The 20,994-nt window shown below is 64.1% G+C and carries 23 protein-coding genes; 11 read left to right on the forward strand and 12 right to left on the reverse strand.

Going from position 1 to position 20,994, the window contains the following annotated elements; all coding sequences use genetic code 11:
- Positions 1-106 precede the first annotated feature (106 nt).
- On the forward strand, positions 107-1,666 hold the full coding sequence (locus HYG81_RS35415) for a PQQ-binding-like beta-propeller repeat protein (RefSeq protein WP_180840857.1): 1,560 nt from the start codon (positions 107-109) through the stop codon (positions 1,664-1,666).
- A 38-nt stretch (positions 1,667-1,704) separates the two neighbouring features.
- Here the strand turns inward: HYG81_RS35415 and HYG81_RS35420 are convergent, their stop codons facing one another.
- From HYG81_RS35420 to HYG81_RS35440, 5 genes are all read right to left on the reverse strand, one after another.
- Positions 1,705-2,199, reverse strand: coding sequence for a hypothetical protein (locus HYG81_RS35420; protein ID WP_226375974.1), 495 nt, complete (start codon positions 2,197-2,199; stop codon positions 1,705-1,707).
- A gap of 102 nt (positions 2,200-2,301) precedes the next feature.
- On the reverse strand, positions 2,302-3,048 hold the full coding sequence (gene queC / locus HYG81_RS35425; RefSeq protein ID WP_180840858.1) for a 7-cyano-7-deazaguanine synthase QueC: 747 nt from the start codon (positions 3,046-3,048) through the stop codon (positions 2,302-2,304).
- Positions 3,049-3,065: 17 nt separating this feature from the next.
- Positions 3,066-3,860 carry a 7-carboxy-7-deazaguanine synthase QueE gene (locus tag HYG81_RS35430; protein ID WP_180840859.1) on the reverse strand — a complete coding sequence of 265 codons (795 nt, stop codon included), beginning with the start codon at positions 3,858-3,860 and terminating at the stop codon, positions 3,066-3,068.
- A 1-nt stretch (position 3,861) separates the two neighbouring features.
- Positions 3,862-4,341, reverse strand: coding sequence for a 6-pyruvoyl trahydropterin synthase family protein (locus HYG81_RS35435; protein ID WP_180840860.1), 480 nt, complete (start codon positions 4,339-4,341; stop codon positions 3,862-3,864).
- 144 nt (positions 4,342-4,485) lie between these two features.
- Positions 4,486-4,842, reverse strand: coding sequence for a winged helix-turn-helix domain-containing protein (locus HYG81_RS35440; RefSeq protein WP_180840861.1), 357 nt, complete (start codon positions 4,840-4,842; stop codon positions 4,486-4,488).
- Positions 4,843-5,043: 201 nt separating this feature from the next.
- Here HYG81_RS35440 and HYG81_RS35445 point away from each other — a divergent pair, with 201 nt between their 5' ends.
- A complete protein-coding gene (locus HYG81_RS35445; RefSeq protein WP_180840862.1) occupies positions 5,044-5,727 on the forward strand; it encodes a competence/damage-inducible protein A in 684 nt (227 codons plus the stop codon).
- Positions 5,728-5,740: 13 nt separating this feature from the next.
- Here HYG81_RS35445 and HYG81_RS45425 read toward each other — a convergent pair whose 3' ends face one another.
- Complete coding sequence (locus HYG81_RS45425) at positions 5,741-5,869, reverse strand: hypothetical protein (RefSeq protein ID WP_255647621.1); 129 nt, start codon at positions 5,867-5,869, stop codon at positions 5,741-5,743.
- A gap of 144 nt (positions 5,870-6,013) precedes the next feature.
- Between HYG81_RS45425 and HYG81_RS35450 the strand changes: the two genes are divergently transcribed.
- The 6 genes from HYG81_RS35450 (at position 6,014) to HYG81_RS35475 (ending at position 10,485) form a co-directional block, all read left to right on the forward strand.
- Positions 6,014-7,198, forward strand: a complete 1,185-nt coding sequence (locus tag HYG81_RS35450; protein WP_180840863.1) for an ATP-NAD kinase family protein — start codon at positions 6,014-6,016, stop codon at positions 7,196-7,198.
- 132 nt (positions 7,199-7,330) lie between these two features.
- Positions 7,331-8,362 carry a phosphate signaling complex PhoU family protein gene (locus HYG81_RS35455; protein WP_180840864.1) on the forward strand — a complete coding sequence of 344 codons (1,032 nt, stop codon included), beginning with the start codon at positions 7,331-7,333 and terminating at the stop codon, positions 8,360-8,362.
- A gap of 85 nt (positions 8,363-8,447) precedes the next feature.
- Positions 8,448-8,630: a DUF7525 family protein gene (locus HYG81_RS35460; protein ID WP_180840865.1), complete on the forward strand. Its 183-nt coding sequence runs from the start codon at positions 8,448-8,450 to the stop codon at positions 8,628-8,630.
- A 133-nt stretch (positions 8,631-8,763) separates the two neighbouring features.
- Entirely contained in the window at positions 8,764-8,988 is a 225-nt protein-coding gene (locus tag HYG81_RS35465; protein ID WP_098724144.1) for a DUF7123 family protein, read from the forward strand.
- A 129-nt stretch (positions 8,989-9,117) separates the two neighbouring features.
- Positions 9,118-9,552 carry an SRPBCC family protein gene (locus HYG81_RS35470; protein ID WP_180840866.1) on the forward strand — a complete coding sequence of 145 codons (435 nt, stop codon included), beginning with the start codon at positions 9,118-9,120 and terminating at the stop codon, positions 9,550-9,552.
- A 78-nt stretch (positions 9,553-9,630) separates the two neighbouring features.
- Positions 9,631-10,485: a carbon-nitrogen family hydrolase gene (locus HYG81_RS35475; protein ID WP_180840867.1), complete on the forward strand. Its 855-nt coding sequence runs from the start codon at positions 9,631-9,633 to the stop codon at positions 10,483-10,485.
- Positions 10,486-11,039: 554 nt separating this feature from the next.
- On the opposite strand, the gene HYG81_RS35480 is transcribed toward HYG81_RS35475, so the two are convergent.
- From HYG81_RS35480 to HYG81_RS35490, 3 genes are all read right to left on the reverse strand, one after another.
- Complete coding sequence (locus tag HYG81_RS35480; RefSeq protein ID WP_180843053.1) at positions 11,040-11,762, reverse strand: hypothetical protein; 723 nt, start codon at positions 11,760-11,762, stop codon at positions 11,040-11,042.
- 158 nt (positions 11,763-11,920) lie between these two features.
- On the reverse strand, positions 11,921-13,111 hold the full coding sequence (gene glmU, locus HYG81_RS35485) for a bifunctional sugar-1-phosphate nucleotidylyltransferase/acetyltransferase (RefSeq protein ID WP_180840868.1): 1,191 nt from the start codon (positions 13,109-13,111) through the stop codon (positions 11,921-11,923).
- 164 nt (positions 13,112-13,275) lie between these two features.
- Positions 13,276-14,901 carry an aldehyde dehydrogenase family protein gene (locus HYG81_RS35490; RefSeq protein WP_180840869.1) on the reverse strand — a complete coding sequence of 542 codons (1,626 nt, stop codon included), beginning with the start codon at positions 14,899-14,901 and terminating at the stop codon, positions 13,276-13,278.
- A 318-nt stretch (positions 14,902-15,219) separates the two neighbouring features.
- Between HYG81_RS35490 and HYG81_RS35495 the strand changes: the two genes are divergently transcribed.
- Positions 15,220-15,654: an SPW repeat domain-containing protein gene (locus HYG81_RS35495; RefSeq protein ID WP_180840870.1), complete on the forward strand. Its 435-nt coding sequence runs from the start codon at positions 15,220-15,222 to the stop codon at positions 15,652-15,654.
- A 392-nt stretch (positions 15,655-16,046) separates the two neighbouring features.
- Here the strand turns inward: HYG81_RS35495 and HYG81_RS35500 are convergent, their stop codons facing one another.
- Positions 16,047-16,568: a hypothetical protein gene (locus HYG81_RS35500; RefSeq protein ID WP_180840871.1), complete on the reverse strand. Its 522-nt coding sequence runs from the start codon at positions 16,566-16,568 to the stop codon at positions 16,047-16,049.
- 168 nt (positions 16,569-16,736) lie between these two features.
- Positions 16,737-17,546 carry an RIO1 family regulatory kinase/ATPase domain-containing protein gene (locus tag HYG81_RS35505; RefSeq protein ID WP_180840872.1) on the reverse strand — a complete coding sequence of 270 codons (810 nt, stop codon included), beginning with the start codon at positions 17,544-17,546 and terminating at the stop codon, positions 16,737-16,739.
- Between the two features lie 142 nt (positions 17,547-17,688).
- Here HYG81_RS35505 and HYG81_RS35510 point away from each other — a divergent pair, with 142 nt between their 5' ends.
- Complete coding sequence (locus tag HYG81_RS35510; protein ID WP_180840873.1) at positions 17,689-18,897, forward strand: DUF7544 domain-containing protein; 1,209 nt, start codon at positions 17,689-17,691, stop codon at positions 18,895-18,897.
- Positions 18,898-18,967: 70 nt separating this feature from the next.
- Positions 18,968-20,110 (forward strand): acyl-CoA dehydrogenase family protein, encoded by a 1,143-nt coding sequence (locus HYG81_RS35515; protein ID WP_180840874.1) that lies wholly within the window; start codon positions 18,968-18,970, stop codon positions 20,108-20,110.
- Positions 20,111-20,191: 81 nt separating this feature from the next.
- On the opposite strand, the gene HYG81_RS35520 is transcribed toward HYG81_RS35515, so the two are convergent.
- Positions 20,192-20,959, reverse strand: coding sequence for a DUF6517 family protein (locus tag HYG81_RS35520; RefSeq protein ID WP_180843054.1), 768 nt, complete (start codon positions 20,957-20,959; stop codon positions 20,192-20,194).
- Positions 20,960-20,994 lie beyond the last annotated feature (35 nt).

Below are 20,994 nucleotides of genomic sequence, written 5' to 3' on the forward strand. Positions count from 1 at the left end.
CCGCGGAATCCGCTGTCGTAACCGTTCACGCTCCCGTGTTTCCGAGATGGAACAGTGTTATCGAACCGATAAGTAATAGTGGTCGATACCGCCGTTCGGATAGAGTATGAGCGAGTACCAAAGACGGAACGTGCTACGGTATGCTGGACTCACGCTTGCTGTCGGAACAGGGGCGACGGGGACGGTAGCAGCCCAGGAAACCGACGGCGGCGGATCCGGGGACGACGAAACCGCGGGCGGTGACTCGACGGCCGACGAACCGGCGACCGCAAACGGCTCGAGCGGTTGGTCGTCGATCCGCGGCGATGCGGGAAACACGGGCTTCGTTCCGGAGTCGACCGGGCCGAAATCGCCGGTCACTGTCGACTGGGAGTACGAACACGGCGGCACGTTCGCCGTCGTCGACGGGACGGTCTACCTCATTGCTGACGACGGCCAGGTGCGTGCGATCGATGCGGCCGACGGATCGCTCCAGTGGGAAACCGAAATTACGACAGCGAGTCGGGAGGAGCCGGTAGTCGCTATGGGGCCACCGGCGGTCGCACACGACACGGTTTACGTCACCAGCGAGCGGGGAGAGCCGAACCTGACCGCGCTCGACGCCGCGACCGGAGAGCTCCGCTGGCAGAAGGGCGACCTCGGGGCCGAAACGAATTTTTCACCCACGGTCGCGGACGGACTGGTGTTTCTCGTCGCCGACAGGGCCCTGTACGCGCTCGACGCACACAGCGGCGAGCAGCAGTGGCAGTTCTCGCCGGGCACAGTGACGACTGACGACGGGACGGAACGAGGCGATTACATTAAGCGAGACTCCGTCGCCGTCGCCGACGGGACGGTGTTCGCCCTAGGCGTCAATCAGCTGTTCGCCCTGGACGTCGAAACCGGGGACGAGCGGTGGACGGACCGCGTCGAAGACTGGGCCTCGAGCACCTTTTCCGGCCATCCGATCGCCGCCAGCGGTGTCGTCGTTGCCGTCAAAAACGACGTCGTAACGGTCTACGACGCCGAAACCGGTGCGAAACGATCGACGGTTCCTTCCTACTCGCTGGACGTCTTCACCGGCGATCGCGTCTACGCCGTGACCGACGACGAAGACGGCGAACGGAAGACCGTCACCGGCTACGATTCGGAGACGGGGGATCGCGTCTGGCAACCGTCGGACGGCGACGGGTCGTTCACTTCGGCGGTCGTCGACTCCGAATCCGTCTACGTGGGGCACGAGGAATCCGGCGTGACCGCGTTCGACCGAACGAACGGAAGCGGCGATTGGTACGTCGACACCGGTACGGAGCCGCGGCAGGTGGCGGTCGTCGGCGAAACCGTCTACGTCAGCGGTGATGCCCTGTTCGCGATCCGGACCGACGGCGAAGATCGAGTTGATGGGGGCGATGACGGCGACGAGAACACCTCCGACGACGGGAACGAATCGGCTGGTGACGGAAACGAATCGGCTGGTAACGGAAATGAATCAGCCGGTGCCGGAAACGAATCGGTCGATGCCGGAAACGAATCGATCGGTGGCTCCGGGAACGAAGCGGATGACGACACCGATACCAACTCGTCTGACGATTCCGACGAAACCCCTGGATTTACCGCCGGGACGAGCATCGCTGGCGGGGCACTCGCCCTCGAGTGGCTGCGCCGACGGACCGACGCCGACGAGTGAAACGCATGCTCGAGGAAGCGTGGTAGCGACGGTCGGCGTCAGCGGTCACGACTCCCGATTGCCGTCTCCCGCTTCGAACTTGATTCGACCGTCGGTGGCGATTCGACGCCGCGTCGCGGCGGCTCGAGGCCGGGATGGAACGGCGAGCAAAGCCTGACACCGTAGATCACCACGATCGTCCCGCCGGCGGCGAGGACGAACAGGACCGTGGAATCGGCGACGTGAACGAGCCGGAGGAGCGTGAGACCGAACCCGCCAGCCAGGAGGGAAACCACCTGTCCAATGGAGGCCCAATCGGGAACACGTTCGACGGTCGCGTCTCGATAGGAGGTCGCGTACAGGAATCCGGACCCAACGCCGAGGATCATCGCCGGCCAGTACTCCGTCGGGCGGGGGAGCCCCGTATCGGCGTGGATGAACACAGCCAAACACGGCAAGGTGAGTGCGAGCGTCACGAACTCGCCGCGACGCCCCTCGGGAAACTGCCAGCCCCCGTCATCGTCTCGGAACCAGCGGGCCACGGAGCGCGTCACGAGCGACCGGTTCGACGTGTCGGATATTAAACGTTTGTATCGCGCTTCGGAACCCGTCCGGATTTCAGGGACCGCGACGGATCGCAAGGAATCGCAAGCGGATTACAGTCCGTCAGTTTCGTCAGCGTACGACGGTCGCTCGGCGTACTCGATGGGGTCGCGGACGCCGATATTCTGGAACGCCTGCAGCCGGAACGCACACGCGTCACAGGTGCCACAGGCGGGCTCGTTCTCGCGGTAGCAACTCCAGGTGTACTCGTAGGGAACCCCGTGTTCCACGCCGCACTCGGCGATGTCGGTTTTCGACCAGTCGACGAACGGCGCTTCGATCGAAATCTCGGTCTCGGGTCTCGTCCCGACGTCGACCACGCGCTCGAAGGCCTCGAAGAAGTCGGGTCGACAGTCGGGATACCCGGAGAAATCCTCGCTGTGCGCGCCGATGAAGACCGCCTCGCAGTCGTTCGCTTCGGCGTAGGAAACGGCCATCGAGAGCAGGTTCGCGTTCCGGAAGGGGACGTACGACGAGGGGATCTCGTCGCTCTCGAGGTCCGCGTCGTCGACGGCCATCTCGTCGTCGGTGAGACTCGAGGCACCGATCGCCGAGAGGTGACCGGTCTCGATCCGCAGGAAGTCCGCCGCGTCGAACTCGTCGGCGAGCCGGCGGGCGCACTCGAGTTCGCGGTCCTCGGTCCGCTGGCCGTAAGAGGTGTGGAGGGCGTAGAGCTCGTAGCCTCGCTCGCGGGCCTCGGCGGCGGCGGTGGCGCTATCCATGCCGCCCGAGAGGAGGACGGCGGCGCGTTTGGCTGTCGATTCGTCAGTCGTGGGATCGGTGGGTGTCGTGTCGGTCATAGTCAATTAGCGTCGAATCACGTCTCGGGGGCGTCGTTCCAGAGGTCGACGTGCAATCGCGGCGTGTACCGGAAGCCGTACTCCATCGCGAGGTCGGCGACCGCCGTTCGGGTCTCCGCGAGGCGCTCTCGAGTCGCCCCTTCGGGCATCAAGAGCACGTCGTCGTCGCTGATCGGAGCATCGGCAACGGTGCGGAGCTCGGCGAGCAGGTCGAGGATCTCCGGCATGTCCTCGGCGTCGGTCACGACGAACTTCAGTTGAAAGTCGTAGTCCTCGACCAGTCTCGCGAGCGAGTCCATGTCGATCCGATCGCTCTCGTGGCGCGCTTCCCACTCGCCTTCACCGCTGGGATCGCGCTCGGGCGTCGGCGTACTGCTCTCGAGTTTCGGACTGACCGAGGCCAGATCGATCGGCGCGTCCCGGTAGATCGTTCCGTTGGTCTCGACGGTGGTGTGGTAGCCTCGCTCATCGAGTTCCTCGAGCAGGGCGACGCTCTCCTCGTGAATCAGCGGTTCGCCGCCGGTGAGAACGACGTGGTCGGCGTCGAAGGACTCGATTTTCGCCAGGATTTCCTCGAGGCCGAGCCATGCGTGGGTCGGCTCCCAGGAGGTGTGATAGGAGTCGCAGAACCAGCACCGGAGGTTGCAGCCGCTCGTGCGGACGAACACCGACGGGACGCCGGCGAGCGTTCCCTCTCCCTGTAGCGAGGAGAACAGTTCGTTGATCGGGAGCCCCTCGGTGGACTCCTCGTCCTCGGCTTTGCCCTCGATTTCGGCCGCGTTCTCGAGATTGACTGAATCGGAAACCGGCATCTCAGAACTCGCTCCCTCCGCAGAGCTCGCTCGTCTCGCTGACCTGTACGGAGACGTCGGTGACCGTCTCGGGCAGGACCGCCTCGAGTTTGCGCTCTAAAATCACGCTCATCACTTCGGCCGTCGGCGGCCGCTCGAGGACGACGACACCGTCGTCGTCGCCGGTCGCCTCGAAGGCCTCGACGAGCGGATCGCCGGCCTCGAGGAGGAACATGTGGTCCCACTCTGATATTACGTCGGTAATATCTCCTTTGTCGGCGATCCATCCCTCCTCGGTCAGGTGACCCGCGACGGTGACGGCGACCTCGTAGTTGTGGCCGTGGGGTCGCGAACACTTGCCGTCATGGTGCCTGAGTCGGTGGCCGGCGCTGATCCTGATCGGCCGGTCGCGGCCGACGTGCAGGACGCGATGACTCCCGACGACATCGTTGTCCGTCGTGACGGCCGATTCGGACTCGCGGTTTCCGACTGGTTCGGTCATAGTAGGGTATTCTCTCAGGAATACTTAAGGATGGTTGCTTTCCAACGGTCTGCCGAATCGGCGGCGATGTGCCAGGAGCTGCGACCGGTGACGAAGCGTGTCGATCCGCGAAGAAAGAGCGGGGACTCGGCGTCGAAATCGGTGTCAGTCCTTGCGTTGGTCCTGGAGTCGGTTTTTCGCCTCGGTGCGACGTTTCCGCGAAAACTCGGGTTCATCGTCCGAGAAGTCGATCTCGATCTCGTCGAGCGTTCGGCGGTAGATGTTCGTTCGTCGCCCTTCCGCAGAGAGCTGCCGGCCCTCGCAGGTCAACAGTCCCGCGTCAACGAGTTCTTCAATTCGCCGATAGCAGGTCGCGATCGGAATTTCGATGACAGTACTCAGTGCCTGCGCCGATTTCGGTGTTCCCGCCGCACAGAGGATCTCTGCGCTGTATTTGTTGCCCAGCGCGGAGAGTACCGTGGTCGAATCAGCATCGTTCCCTTCCGTTCGACTCCGAGACATACTCAGCTCGTTATCAATTACAATAATTGAATCTTATGGCCATCGAGAGTGATACGTTATATAGTAATTATCGATAGGAGGTATTTTCGAATTTCGAGATCGTTACGTTGGGGGTGATGGTCGACTCGAGGTGCATCGGGAACAAAGCGATGACGGGACGGCGTCGAGACGCATTTGAGGACTCGGCCCGAACGAGTCGGTATGAAAGTCGCGGTCGTAACAGTCGGCGACGAACTGCTCGCCGGACGAACGACGAATACGAACGCCGCGTGGCTCTGCGAGCAACTCGACGATCGCGGCGTCGACGTCGAACGCGTCACGACGGTTCCCGACCGAGTCGGCGATATCGCTCGCGTCGTCAACGAGTACCGCGCGGAGTACGACGCCGTCATCGTAACCGGCGGACTCGGTCCGACGCACGACGATCTCACGATGGAGGGCGTTGCGGCCGCGCTCGGACGCTCGCTCGAGGAACACGACGACGCCCTCGCCTGGCTCGAGACGAACGGCTACACCCGCGACGATCTCGCGACGGGGACGGCGGACCTGCCGGCGGGCGCGCGGGCGCTCCACAACGAAACCGGCGTCGCTCCCGGCGCGGTCCTCGAAGATGTGTACGTGCTTCCCGGTGTCCCCTCGGAGATGAAGGCGATGTTCGAGACGGTCGCTTCAGAGTTTACGGGAACGCCGACCTACCGCGAGGCGGTCGTCGCCGACGAACCCGAAAGCGCGCTCCTCGATCGGATCGCTGACCTCCGCGAGCGCTACGACATCTCCGTCGGGAGCTATCCGGGCGAGTCGGTCCGGATCGAACTCACGGGGACCGACGAAGCGACCGTCGCGGAAGCGGCCGCGTGGCTCCGCGAGCAGGTCGAGTCTCCGTAACCAGATCGGGCCGTCAGCGGTAGAAGTAAGCCATCCAGGCGACCGTTACGAGCAGGCTCAGAGCGAGCGCGCTCCAGCCGACGATATCCATTGGTAGCTCCGTTTCCGTCGCGAGAACGGCGGCGTCGATCAGTGCAGGCATAGTCGGCGATCGGTTCCCATCCCTCTTAATCTTTCAGAAAACGAGCGGATAGCTCGTCGCTCGTCGGTCTCGAATATCACTCGCGGCGCGAGACCGACGGACGGCTGCGACACGGCTTTCCCACTGGCGTCCGCATAGCACGCCATGGAGTCCATCGGCGTCGTCGTCAACCCGATCGCGGGGATGGGCGGACGGGTCGGGCTGAAGGGGACCGACGGGAACGTCGAGGAGGCGCGCCGGCGTGGTGCCGAGCCACGAGCGCCGGACCGGGCGCGTGAAGCGTTGCGATCGCTCCACCGGCGTGCACCGGATCTCACCGTGTACACCGCCGCCGGCGTGCTGGGCGAACGAGCGGTCCGGGACGCCGGCTACGAACCGACGGTCGTCTACGATCCCGCGACGGCCGACGGCTCGAGCGATCCCGCGAGACCCGGCGATCCCGGAGCCGCCGAGACGACGGCAGCCGATACCCGGGCGGCCGTCCGCGCACTGCTCGAGCATGGTGTCGACCTGGTTCTGTTCGTCGGCGGCGACGGCACCGCGGTCGACGTCGCTCAGGTGCTCAAGGAGGCGGACGGAGAGACGCCGATGCTCGGCGTTCCGGCCGGAGTCAAGATCTACTCGTCGGTCTTCGGCGTCACCCCGGCCGACGCCGGCCGGATCGCCGCCGAGTTCGACCGCGTCGAGTCCCGCGAGGTTAACGACATCGACGAGGCCGCCTACCGCGAGGGGGAGGTGCGATCAGAACTCCGGGCGATCGTCCCGGTCCCCGTCGCGCCTGATCTGCAGTCGGGCAAACAGGTCTCGAGCGGCAGCGTCGACTCGCTGGCCGCGGGATTCGCCCGCGAAGTCGAGCCGGGACGGACCTACGTGTTCGGGCCCGGCAGCACCGTCGGTGCTATCGAAGCAGAATTGGGAATCGACCCCTCGCCGCTGGGGGTCGACGTCTGGCGCGCTCCTCCCGAGACGGACGAAACGGGAGGGAACGGTGCAGTGAACGACGACGCGACTCGGAGCGACCAGCGCGGCGAGGTACTCGTCCGCGACGGCGCGGAGTCGGATATCCTGGCGGTGCTCGCGGACCCGGTCACGATCGTCGTCTCACCGATCGGCGGACAGGGATTCGTCTTCGGTCGGGGGAACCACCAGATTTCGCCGGCGGTGATCCGTCAGGCGGACGAGATCGAGGTCGTCGCCACCGACGAGAAGTTGGACGGGATCGACACCTTGCACGTCGATACCGACGACGAGGAGATCGACGAACAGCTCCGGGGCTGGCTGCAGGTGCGGACGGGCCGGTTTACGACGCGAATGGTCCCCGTCGCCTGACGTCTCGGGCAGGCCGTTCGAATTATATAAGGGCGATAGTGTATCGGCACGTAACCTCAACCATATAACGATCGCCCTCAATATAATGACCATATAGTCAAGATTAAGGTCGAGTCGATACTATGGTGGCACATGGAAACGCGGAAAGTGCAACGACTCGGTCCGTCGACGCTCGCCATGACCCTCCCCGCGGAGTGGGCGTCCGAACACGACGTCGAAAAGGGCGACGAAGTATCGCTCCGAACCAGCGGTAAGGGCACCCTGACCGTGATGTCCGAGTCCGCGAGCTCGGAAGAGACGGAAGCGATCATCCACACCGACGATCTCGACGCCGACGCCGTCGAGCGCGCGATCGTCGCACAGTACGTCCTCGGACGGCGCATCATCCGCATCGAACGCGAGGAAGGCGCACTCGAGTCCGATCATATCAACGCGGTCTATCAGGCCGAGACCCAGTTGATGGGGCTGGGCGTCATCGAAGAGACCCCCGAGAGCATCTCGATCCGCTGCTCGGTCGATCCCGAGGACTTCACGCTCGATAACTTGCTCGAGCGCCTCGAGCGAACCGGTCAGACGATGCGCGGCGAGGGGATCAAAGCGCTGGCCCACGGCAACCCCGATCTGGCTCAGCGCGCCCTGAACCGAGAACGGCAGGCGAACAAGATCTTCGTCCTCCTCCTGCGACTGATCTTTACGGCCTACCAGAACCCCAACCTCGCGCGAGCGGTCGGCCTCAACACCGGCTTCCCGTTGATCGGCTACCGCTCGATCGCGAAGAACCTCGAGTTGACCGCCGACAACGGCGAGGACATCGCCGAGATCGTCATCGAAACCCAGGGCCACACGCTCAACGTCGACAGCTCCGTGATGCGCGACATCCGGGAGCTGAACGAGCTGGTCGACGATATTACGTCCAGAGCCGTCGAGGCCGCCGTCGAGCGCGATTACAACAAGTCCAACGAGGTCCGGGCACTGTTCCACGAAATCTCCGACCTCGAGCAGGAGATCCTCGCGGAGCTACCGGAGATGGACAACGAAGACCTGCTGCGCATCCGCGAAGTGCTCGTCAGCCTTCAACAGACTGCTCAGTACGCGATGCGAAACGCCGAAATCGCGGCGAACCTCGCGCTCAACGAGGAGTCCGAACACACGACGATCAAGTGACCGGCCGGCGGTCGGACCGTCGTCGACGGGTATGATTCGGTCACGAAAGAGAGAAGTTAAGACACCCCACACACAACGCCCGAGCATGGCTACGGAAACCAGGTCGACGGACAAGGGCGTCGGATTGGCGCTCGCACTGGGCGCACTCGCAGTGATCGGCGCACTCGTCATGCTCGTTGGCGCACCGGACGTGACGGCGGCGTGGGGCTTCGCTGCGGCCGTTCTCTTTAGCTCACTCGCGGTCACCGGCATTCACCTTTTCAACTGACGAGGCGCAGCGACGGATCGATGCGATGAACCACCGGCTCGAGACGGCCCATCGAACGGCGCTCGGTACCGAACCCGCACGTCCCGGCCGTTAAAGGTTAAGACCAACGAACACCTAGTGTGGTGTACGGACGATGACCGACTACTCCGACGAAGAGCGGCGAATTGTCTCGTACCTCCGCGAGAGCGCTGCCCGCGGCGAGCAGTACTTCCGAGCGAAAAACATCGCGGACGCGATCGGACTCTCGTCGAAACAGGTCGGCGCTCGACTGCCACACCTCGCGGAGAAAACGGACGACGTCGACATCGAGAAATGGGGCCGCGCCCGGTCGACGACCTGGCGAGTCACGATCAGTTAATCGGCGTCGGCGTCCCATAGCTCGACTCACCCAATTTAGCCCGATTTCGCTGCGAATCGCCACGATCGTAGCGACGGGTCCGCCTGCCGGTCCACGGTCTTTTTATCCAACAATCGCACAGGTACGGGCATGACTGTACGGATCGACCGATCGTTCGAGGTGGATGCGTCGCCGGAGCGAGTGTGGGAGTTTATCGTCGATCCGGCGAACCGGGCCCAGGCGATCAGCGTCGTCGAATCCTACTCGATCGACGATCCGGCTGGTCGGCGCGCGACTTGGCAGGTTTCGCTCCCGATCCCGCTCGTTCGGAAAACCATTGCCGTCAACACCGAAGACGTTACGCGACGACCGCCGGAGTACGTCAAGTTCGTCGGCGAATCGAAAGTGATGGACGTGACCGGCGAACACGAGATTATCGAGACCGACGCCGGTGCTCGCCTCGAGAACAGCTTCGTCGTCGACGGCAAGCTTCCGGGCGTCGAGCGGTTCTTCAAGCGAAACCTCGATTCGGAACTCGAGAACCTCCAGCGCGCGCTCGAGCGGGACCTGCAGACGACTCGGTAGTGTAGCTGTCACAGTGATGCGGTCGACACGGTAACGCAGCCGACACAGTAACGGTGGTGGGGCGGCCACAGTGGAACGATGACTGCTGACGCGAACGCCGCCGTTGCGGACGCCGAGTCCGGCGACTCGCTCAGGCTCGCACTCGCACAGATTCACGTCGAGGCCGGTGAGGTCGACGCGAACGTCGACCGAGCGCTCGAGGCGGTGTCCCGGGCCGCCGATCGCGGTGCGGATATCGTCGCTCTGCCGGAACTGTTCACCGTTGGCTACTTCGCGTTCGACCTCTACGCTCGCACCGCCGAACCGTTCGCGGGCGAGACGTTTACTCGGCTCCGTGAGGCGGCGGCCGACCACGGCATCGCCGTCCTCGCGGGGAGCATCGTCGAGGATCTGGCGGCGACGGAGACCGTCGACACGCCCGCCGACGAGGGACTGGCGAACACCGCCGCGCTGTTCGATGCCGACGGCGAACTGCAACTCGTCTACCGGAAACACCACCTGTTCGGTTACGAGTCCGCGGAGTCGCAACTGCTCGTCCCCGGCGACCGCCTCGAGACGGCGACGATCGGTGACGTCACCGTCGGCGTGACGACCTGTTACGACCTGCGGTTCCCGGAACTCTACCGGCGACTGGTCGACGACGGCGTCGAACTGATCCTCGTCCCGAGCGCGTGGCCCTACCCGCGTATCGAACACTGGAAGACCCTCTCGCGGGCCCGCGCGATCGAGAATCAGGCCTACGTCGCGACGATCAACGGGGCCGGCGAGTTCGACGACGCCACGCTGTTGGGCCGCTCGAGCGTCTACGATCCGTGGGGCGTCTCGCTGGCCTCGAGCGGCGACGAGCCCGCGCTGGTCACGACCGAAATCGATCCCGGAACGGTCGCCGAGGTCCGCGAGGAGTTCCCAGCTCTGCGGGATCGCCGGCTGTGACCGCTACCGGACCGCCAGCTGTGACAACTGCGGGATCGCAATCACCGTCAGGTCCCAATCGCTGACTTTTTACTTTCCCATGCCTTTGGTAGCAATGCCGGCACAGGCGCTTTTCACGTCTACTCCGGCATAGCGCGTCGCTCCGGCCCGTCGCACGCTCGGTTTCCCGGGAACCGAGCGACCACGTCCGCATCCACCTCTCCGCCTCGTCCCACCTTTCGCCTCATTTCCGCGTTCGTTCGCTCGAGAGACGCTCGTCTGAGTATGTTGGGATACCTGTTCAATCGAGTAGTGTGAATGGAACGGTGTATTCGGGCGGAGTCAAGTGAGAGGAGGCGTCCTGCTATCGTGGCAACACGGAGTAGCCACACCCTCCCCAACCGATTCGCTCACTAGCGTTCGCTCATCCCTCGCACGGCTTCGAGCCGCGGTTCATTTGCATTCACCGCGGCCCAGCGCGCGCCACCGCACGCCGGGTGACCAGTCTCGAGTGATACGTTCTTCCCCAGTGTTGAGCAGTTGTGAACTATACAAATGGCCCTGACATCCTCGAGTCAGAACGGGAAACCACCGTAACGGAGATAGACCATATCGAGGATCAGGAGGAGCTGGAAGAAGCCCTGGACGCTGCCGAGCATCGCGTTCTGCTGGCCGATCGCGGAGATAACCGACGGATCGGGGGTGGCCGAGCGCATCTCTCTGTACATCCGAAGTTCGCCGGGGAGCAGGAAGCCGAAGCCCTGCACCGAGAGGATCGTGACGAGACCGAGTGCGACGGCGATCGAGGGTTCGGTCATCGCGAACTCGCCGATCGTGAGCGCGACCCAGGCCAGCGAGCCGATCGTCGCAACGGCGAAGGGAACCTGCCAGCGGCGGTCGGTCCACGCGTTCAGCCGCCATCCGAGGAGGAGCAAAATCGGGATCAGATTCACTGCGGTAAACAGCGCCAGCCACGGCTCCGCGTGCGGAAACATGCCGATCCGCTGGGCCAGCGTGATGCCGCCGGCGATCGTGACGAAAGCCAGCGACGGGAGGAGAAACGCCGTCTTCGGGGTGAGTCGCTGGAACACGGCCGAACTCTGTTCGTCGTCGAGACCGCCGATAACCGGCCCGAGAACGGCCCCGAGAAAGATATCGATTCCCGTCCAGACGATCCCCGCCATCACGTGCACGTAGGTGTGTTGCTGGACCGTTGCAATCGTCACCGCGTACCCCAGCGCGACCAGCGGCACCACCACGACGGCCGCTGCAAAGGCCGGATTCGCTCGTTGGCCCATCCCCCTGATCGTTCCGCGAACCGTGGACGTCGACATGTGTGCTATCGTCTAACGGAGAGGCATAAGTACTGTTGCTCGAACAACTGCTTCCGAAAACCACTCGTCACAATAGACTCCAAAAGGAGGACTCGAGGAACCGTTCCGATCCCGACCGAGCGTTACCGATCCCGCTCGACGGTTTCGCCCGACATAGTGGTCGCGCCGGCCTCGAGTTTCAGTCCGGGCGTGAGACTCGTGTTGATGCCGGTCTTGACCTCGTCGCCGGCGACGACACCGAACTTTCGGCGGCCCGTGGAGACGCGCTCTCCCTTTACCGTAAACCAGATATCAGCGTCATCGTGGCGGAGATTCGCCACGTTCGTCCCCGCGCCGATATTGACGTTCCGGCCGAGGACGCTGTCGCCGATATACGAGAGGTGACTGACGGACGTACCACGCGAGACGACGCTGTTTTTGATTTCGACGGCGTGTCCCACTTCGGCATCGGTTTCGATGAGCGTCGCCCCTCGCACGTACGCGTTCGGCCCGACCTCCGCGCCCTCGCGGATCAGCGCCGGCCCCTCGATCACGACGCCGGGTTCGATCGTCGCACCCGCCTCGACGACGACCGATCCCTCGAGCCGTGCGTCCTCGCTCACGTCGCCGTCGATTCGCCCCTCGAGTTCGCCGAGTTTCCACTCGTTGGCCTCGAGGAGTTCCCAGGGCCGGCCGACGTCGAGCCACCGCTCGAGGCTGACGGGCGTGACGTTGTACTCGTCGATCACTCGCGCGACGACGTCGGTGATCTCGTGCTCGCCGCGCTCGCTCGCGGGCACCTCGAGCCACTCGCGGGCTTCGGCGGGGAACGCGTAGGCCCCGGCGTTGGCGAGATTCGTCGGCGGGTCGGCGGGCTTTTCGACGATCTCCGTTACCAGGTCGGGGTCGTCCGCAGCAGTGCTGAGAACCCCGTAGTTGCTCGGGTCGTCGACTTCGATCGCGCAGACGGCCGGACACGCGTCGAACAACTGATCGATCGCCGCCTGATCGTAGAGGTTGTCGCCGTTGAGGACGGCGAAGGGGCCATCTATGTGGGCTCGAGCGGCGTTGACCGCGTCGGCGGTCCCCGCCTGTTCTTCCTGAACCGCGTAGGAAACGGGGATGCCCCGGTACTCGGTACCGAAGTAGTTCCGAACCGTTTCGCCCTCGTAGCCGATGACGAGGACGATTTCGTCGGCTCCAGCGTCGACTGCCGCGTCGACGGTATGGGCCGCGAGCGGTCGATCGGCGACCGGTAGCATGGGCTTCGGAACCGATTCTGACAACGGTCGCATTCGCGTCCCTTGACCCGCCGCGAGAACGACTGCCTTCATGTATCCGTTCCTTCTACGAATCCCCGGATAAGCGATTCGTTCGCAGGTAGAAAATGAAAGGCAATTGTTTCTTGAGACGGACAGGGACTGACACGGAATAGTTCTATTTCGAGACGGCAGAGCGGAGGGATTCGTTTCGTTCTGCTCAGGCGCAACGAGCGCCGTCAGTCCTCGGAGGTCTTGATAGCGGCCGATAGCCCCTGGGCCATCTCGATCTCTCTGGAGTTGTTCATCGTCCACGCGGTGCGCTCGGTGACGGCTTCGATGGCCTCTCGAGCGCTGGGATACCCGTTGCCGGATTTCTTGACGCCGCCGAAGGGAAGCTGGACCTCCGCGCCGATACACGGGAGGTTCGCGTACGCGAGCCCGATTTCGGCGCGGTCGCGGAAGTAGTTGAGCTGTCGGTAGTCCTCCGAGATGATCGCTCCCGCCAGTCCGTAGGGGGTATCGTTGTGGATCTCGACGGCGTCCTCGATGTCGCCCGAGTACTCGATGAGGGCGACGTGGGGGCCGAAACACTCCTCGTTCAGACAGCGCAGGTCGGACTCGTATTCGATTTCGTAGACGAAGGGACCGACCCAGTGACCGTTCGCGTAGCTAGCGCTACGCTCACCATCGGCGGCAGTGGCCGCCCCGCCCTCGTGCCCGTCTGGAATCTCGCTCTCCTCAAGTTCGAACCGATCGACCAGCACAGTCGCACCCTCCTCGCGGGCGAGGTCGTTGTGCCGGCGGATCTTCTCGACGTGGTCGGCCTCGATCGCCGGCCCCATGAACGTGTCTTCCGCGAGCGGGTCGCCGACGGAGATGTCCTCGGCGATGTCGACGAACCGCTCTTTGAACTCGTCGTAGACGTTCTCGTGGACGATCAGGCGCTCGCTCGAGACGCAGCGCTGGCCGGTGGTCTTGAAACTCGACATGATCGCGGCGTGGACGGCGATGTCGAGGTCCGCCTCCTCGGTGATGACGATCCCGTTCTTGCCGCCCATCTCGCAGGCCGCGAGCTTGCCGGGTTCGCCGCCGACTTTGTTGCCGATTTCGTGGCCGACCTCCGCGGAGCCGGTGAAGAGGACGGTGTCGACGCGCTCGTCGTCCGTGATCGCCGCACCGGCGTCGCCGAAGCCCTGAACCATGTTGAAGACGCCGTCCGGGATTCCCGCGTCCTCGAACATTTCGGCGATGATCTGCCCGCACCACGGGGTTTGCTCGGCGGGCTTCCAGACGACGGTGTTGCCCTCGACCAGGGCGATGGCCATGTGCCAGAACGGGATCGCGACCGGGAAGTTCCACGGCGTGATGCAGCCGACGACGCCGCGCGGCTTCCGGCGCATGTAGGCGTCTTTGCTGCCGATCTCGCTCGGAACCACGTCGCCGTGCGGGTGGCGTGCATTGCCCGCCGCCCACTCGACCATGTGCCAGGCCTCGGTCACGTCGGCTTTTCCCTCCGAGAGTTCCTTGCCGCACTCCTTCGAGACGATTTCGCCGAGTTCCTCGTGGCGATCCCGCAGTTCGTGGTAGATCTCCCAGAGGTATTCCGCGCGGTCGATATACGACAGGGAGCGCCACTCCTCGGCGGCTGATTCGGCGGCCTCGAGGGCGGCGTCGACGTCGGCCGCCATCCCGCGCTGAAAGGTCGCCAGCGGCTCCCCGGTCGCGGGGTTCTCACTCTCGAACGTCCGTCCGTCGTCGGGCTCTGTCCGATCGCTCGCGGGACCCCGTTCCGCGCCGTTCCCGTCGGTCCACTCGCCGCCGATGTAGTGGCCGTGTCCCCGTTCGGTGAGTTGCTGGCTCATACGAGAGAGAACGGCGGGCACGGTGAAAATCCTGATGGTGATTCACATATCGAGACGGGACGAGGGTATTTGCTCTCCGAAACATGAAACATCGCTGTTCGTTCACTCGAGTCCGCCTGTGGGAGACGCATGAACACCGACCGGCGACTCGGTGTTCGGCCCTCTCGTCTCTGCCGGTCGATAGCTGACGAAGAGAGCTGATTAGTCTACACGCAACCCTGAACTGGCCAATAACGCGGAAATTCAAGTCGGCGAATTTCCCGACAGGTGCAGGCAGGGACGTTTTGCTCGAATGGCAACTACCGGGAGTGAGAACCGATGAGTGACACACCGAACACCGAAACCGGCCGCGATACCCGGACCGACTACAATTCTCTGAACACGGACGCAATGCAGTGGCTGAGCGCCCTCGTCGCACTGCTCGGCCTCTACCTCGTCGCCTCGCCGTTCATCTTCGAGGCGACGAACGAGGCGATCTGGAACGATACCCTCGTCGGGACGGCGATTTTCCTCACCGCAGGTTACAACTTCGTCCGTCTCTCGAGGGATCGATTGGCGAGCGTCGGCGTCGCATCGCTGGCGGTCTTGCTCGGGCTGTGGGCCCTCATCTCGCCCTCGTTCATCGAGATGGGGAGCAACACGCTCGCGACCGGGACTGCGATCACCGGCCTGCTCGTCGCCGCCCTCTCGGCCTACAACGCGTACGCCAACAACAAGGCTGACACACCCGATCAAGCGCGAGCCCGCGCCTGAATCCGACACGCTGTTTTTCGCTCGGTGAACCGCTCAAGGAGCGATCGATAGCCTGCGAATTCCGTTTTTCGAGACAGCCAGCTGCAGTCGGTGGAGTGACTCGATATCACTTCGGATCGATCAACCGGCGTGCAGTGGCGCGCGCTGTTGGCGAGGCGCGACCCGAGGGAGCGCCTCGAAAGCGAACGGAGAGCAAAGCGATCCGTGAGCAGGCCGAACGAGAGTGAGGACGGTCAATGACATTGCGCGAACGTTAGCGCGGGACCGGAGGTCCCGCGAACCATCCGAACGGTGCGCGGTTCGGAGCACCCGTGCGGAGAAATCGGCTGGGGAGGGCGTGGCGATTCCCTGTTGCCACGATAGCAGAACGCGTTCGTTTCCTTTCAAGTACGTTATCGATCTTCCTCTTCACCGCGGTCTTTCGTGACGGTCCGGTCCCCCTCCGGCGGGGCCTCCTCGGTATCCGGATGCCGCTCCCCGCCGGCCTCCGTCATCTCCTCGGTCGATGGGCCGGTGCCCTGTCCACTCCGACCCTCCTCGCTTTCGGCCGGCTCGTCGGGCGCACCCGGCTGGGGACCCAGCGTCCGCTGCTCGTCGCTATCGTCGCGTGCATCAGTACCTTCGTCACGCTCGATGACGGGATCAGTGCCCTCCCCGGCCGGTTCCGCCGGAGACGAACGCTCGTCCTCGAGCCGGATCGCGGTCTCGGTGACCTCGGCCACGGCGCTCTCGTCCATCGGGACGATCTCCTCGTCGGTCTCCCACTCGAGGATCGCCTGAATCGTGCTCGTCGCTCCCTCGTTCGCATCGACGTAGGCCGTCTCCGCCTCGGTCATCCGAACGGTTCCCAGCAGGTCGCCGCTCGCGGTTTCGACCCGCTTGCCGACGTCGTCGTCGGTGAACGTTGCGCACATGCGTCGGCGTAGTGCCACCTCGCGAAAACTCGTGGTGCCTGCAGTGTCCTGTGGGTCGGTGATGGAGGTCTGGCCGTCCTCGAGTCGGGATCACTACCCTCTCAAATCGATCGCAGTTACTGCTCGCTCAGATCTGCCGTAGTTACTGCTCGCTCAGACCGCCCGTTGTCACTGCCCGCCCAGATCGGCCGCCTTCTCGAGTTCGCTCCGGAGCGTCGTCGAGTCGAACTCGTGGTCCGGACGGAGGCGGACGAAATCGAGGAACTCCCGCGCCGAGAGCAGTTTCGCCGGGCCGTAGGCCGTCGCGGCCGCGTCGACGGCATTCCGCGGCCCGATGCGGGGCTCGAGGACGGCCAGCGCGCAGGCGAGATCGTACGCGGTCGTCTCGTCGACGCGGTCCTCGTGGACGCTGGTCGCGTCGATAAAGTAGAACTCGCCCTCACAGCGCAGGATGTTCTCGGCCCGCAGGTCGCCGTGGGCGAGCCCGTGCTCGTGGAGCGTGGCGAGCATCGCGAACAGTTCGGGAGCTCGCTCGGCAACGACGTCGTCCGGAATGTCATCGAGCGACTCGAACTCGGGGAGATACTCGAGGACGAGCACGCCGAGTCCGTTGACCTCGAAGGCATCGATCGGCTGGGGGGCGTTGACGCCGATCTCGTGCATTCGCTCGGTCGCCGCGTACTCGTGTTCGACCATCTCGCGGGGCGTATCGAACCGATCGAAAAAGCCCTCGGTTCCCGAGGAGAACGCGCCGACGTTCCGGCCGGTCGTCAGTACCGCGTGAACGAGGGCGTTCTGCCGAGAGACGATCTTGACGAACCATTCCTCGTCGATGACACACGGCGTCGAGAGCCAGTTGTCGGCCTCGAGGAACTCCACCCGGACGCACTCGCGGTCGTAGCGGTCCGCCAGCGTCCGGACGACGCGCTCGATGCGGCCCCACTCGATGGTCCCTCGTGCGAGCCGGCGGATGTCCATACGTTTCAGTCACGGGCGTCCGCGTTAAATGCGTCCCGAACTGTTACGGAGGCGACGAGTCGGCTCGAGCCGCAAGCGGACGCGCCCGTCTCCTGTTGACGGAACAATACTACTATCACCGGAGACCTCCTACTCGAGCGTAATGTTCGCGATAGACGATCTAAGCGACGCGATAGATGTCACGAGGGAGTTTCTGACGCCGGTCCGTCCCGGAACGTGGCTCAAGCTGGCGCTCATCGTCTTCTTCGTCGGCGGCACCGGATTCGGGGGCCAGTCGTTCTCCGGTGGCGGCGGCGGGATCGGCAGTGAAACGCCACCCGACACGGGAACTGATCCGGGGACGGCCGTCGATTTCGCCGAGTGGCTGCCGATACTGATTGCGATCGCACTGTTCTTCCTCGTCATCGGGCTCGGATTCCTCTTCGTGAGTTCGCTGCTCGAGTTCACGCTGCTCGAGACGTTGCGCTCGGGCGAGGTTCACGTTCGTCGCTACACGTCGCGCAACGTCGGTCGCGGTGCCCACCTCTTCGGATTCCGCGTCGCGCTCGGGTTGCTCGCGCTGGTGCTCCTCGGCATCCCCCTGATCGCGATCGTTCTGTCGGGTATCGCGTGGGAGTTGATCGGCCTGTTCATCTTGTTTGCGATCCCGGTCGGCATCGGCTTCGCCGTCGTCGATCGGTTGACCACCGTCTTCGTCGCGCCGACGATGCTCGAGCGGGATCTCGGCGTCGTCGCCGCCTGGAAACGGATCTGGCCGACGCTGACCAGTCACTGGACGGAGTACGTCGTCTACCTCCTGCTCGTCTGGGTGCTCCAGCTAGTCATCGGCTTCGCGACGATGCTGCTCCTCCTCGTGCTGTTGATTCCGTTCCTGATTCTCTTCTTCATCCTCCTGCTCGTCCCGTTCCTGAACCTGCTCCTCCTCCTGTTCGTCCCGGTACTCGTCCTGCTGTTCGTCCTGTTCAGCGCCCTGATTCAGGTGCCGGTCGTCACGTATCTGCGATACTACGCGCTGTTGGTCCTCGGGGACACGGATCCGGAACTTGATCTGATCCCCGAGCAGCGAGCAGCGGTCCGTGATGGCGGCTCGGACCGCACCGGCGGAACGGGCGGTGGCTGGGACTCCGATGACGACGGCCCTGATGGGGACGACCGCGGATGGGACGACGAGTCCGATCAGTGGGGTCGCGACGAGTCCCAAGACGACGGGTGGGACGATACAGGCTCGCGAGACGATACTGACACGCGGGACGACACCGACTCCCGAGACGACACCGACTTCCGGGATACCACTGACTCGAGCGAGTCGGACGACGATCGCGACGACCGCGACGACCGCGGCGGCTGGTAACGCTCGATTCGACGGATCGCGCCGGGCGACTCGTCGGTGTCTTTATTCCTCGGCCAGGCAAGTATTGCGTATGCCCGTCGAGCTACCCGACGAACACCGGATGATCCGGGAGACCGTCAGGGACTTCTGCGAGACCGAAATCGAGCCGATCGCTCAGGAGATCGAGGACGAACACCGGTTCCCCGACGAGGTCTTCGACCAGCTCGCCGACCTCGACATGATGGGCGTGCCAATCACCGAGTCCTACGGCGGTCTCGGCGGCGATACGCTCATGTACGCGATCGTCGCCGAGGAACTCGGCCGCGTCTCCGGCGCGATCGGGCTCTCCTACGTCGCTCACACGTCTCTGGCCTCGAAACCCATCGAACTGTTCGGCACGAGCGCCCAGAAAGAGCGCTGGCTGCGCCCGCTCTCCGAGGGCGAGTACCTCGGCGGCTGGGCGCTGACCGAACCCGACAGCGGTTCGGATGCGTCAGATATGGAGACGACCGCGGAAAAGGAGGGCGACGAGTGGGTCCTCAACGGCACGAAACAGTTCATCACGAACGCCTCGGAGGCTGGCTCGATCCTCGTCAAGGCGGTCACGGATCCCGATGCCGGCTACGACGGCATCTCGACGTTCATCGTCGATCCCCGCGAGGACGACGGGTTCGAGGTGACGACCGTCTGGGAGAAGATGGGCCTCAACGCCTCGCCGACCTGCGAGATCCGACTCGAGGACGTTCGCCTCCCCGAGGACCGCCTGCTCGGCGAGGAAGGCGACGGCTGGGAACAGACCAAGAAGACCCTCGACGGCGGCCGCATCTCGATCGCCGCGCTCTCGACGGGGCTCGCACAGGGAGCCTACGAACACGCGAAGGCCTACAGCAAGGAGCGCGAGCAGTTCGGCCAGCCGATCTGCGAGTTCGACGCGATTCGAGACACGATCGTCGACATGTACCGCAAGACGGAACGAGCGCGGCTGCTCACTCGCCTGGCCGCCCGGAAATACGATCAGGGCGATCCGGTAACGAAGGAATCGGCCCTCGCGAAACTCGACGCCAGCGAGGCCGCTCGCGAGGTCGCCGAGGACGCCGTGCAAGTACTGGGCGGCTACGGCTACACCACCGACTTCGCCCCCCAGCGGTTCTACCGCGACGCGAAACTCATGGAGATCGGCGAGGGAACCAGCGAGATCCAGCACCTGGTGATCGGTCGGGAACTCGGACTCTGACGGTCCCACAGTCGCACGCACCGCGGGTACCGGCCGGTCGACCGTTTCGAGGCCGTCTAGAAGCCCTTGCTCGAGACAACGTTACCCGAGGATGCCGTCGTCACTTTCGTTGTCACCGCTTCCGTCGCCGCTTTCGTTCGTGCCGCTGCCGTCGTCGCTTTCGTTGTCGCTATCGTCCCCGCCATCCCCGGAACCGCCGGTCGAGTCGTCCGGATCGACCTCGGTGGTCACCGATTCGGTGAGCGTCGTGATGTTCGACCTCTCCTGGCTCTGCAGGTGGTGAGGGTAGACGCCGATGGTCACGAGCAGGTCGTCGTCGGCCTCGACGGCCTCGGTGATGTAAACGTCGACCTCGAGTTCCTGCCCGTCGAACGTTGCATCGGCAGTGAACCGCGACTGGGTCGTCGTCTGGTCGAGGATCGTGATCTCGCTGTCTTCCTCGTGGGAGATATCGTTGATTCCGTCGTAGTTGCTCCTGACGAGGTCGACGAGTTCCGGGGTCGACATTTCCCCGACGGGGTTGAGTTCTCGTCCGAAGATGCTGACCTGCGGAGTCGTCAACACGTTGTAGATGGCGGCGCGCCGCTCGCCGAGTCCCATGATCCCGACCTGTTTTTCGTGTTTAGTCATGTGGTTGAGGACCGTGACGGTCTCGTTCGTGGGACCGACGTCGCGCTCGATGGGGAGTTCCTCGATCTCGGTCTGTTCGTAGCCGGTCTCCTCGCGGGCGGCGGCCTCGACCCCCGCGGGCGAGGACTCGTGTTCGGCCATTCCAAGCAATCCCAGACAGCCCGATAGGCTCGCGAGGCCGGCGACCCCGAGGCCCGTGATGACGCGTCGTCGATTCAGTTGTGGATCCATTTCCTATCATATGGTGTTTCAGG

This window comes from Natrinema zhouii (assembly GCF_013456555.2).
GTDB classification, from domain to species: domain Archaea; phylum Halobacteriota; class Halobacteria; order Halobacteriales; family Natrialbaceae; genus Natrinema; species Natrinema zhouii.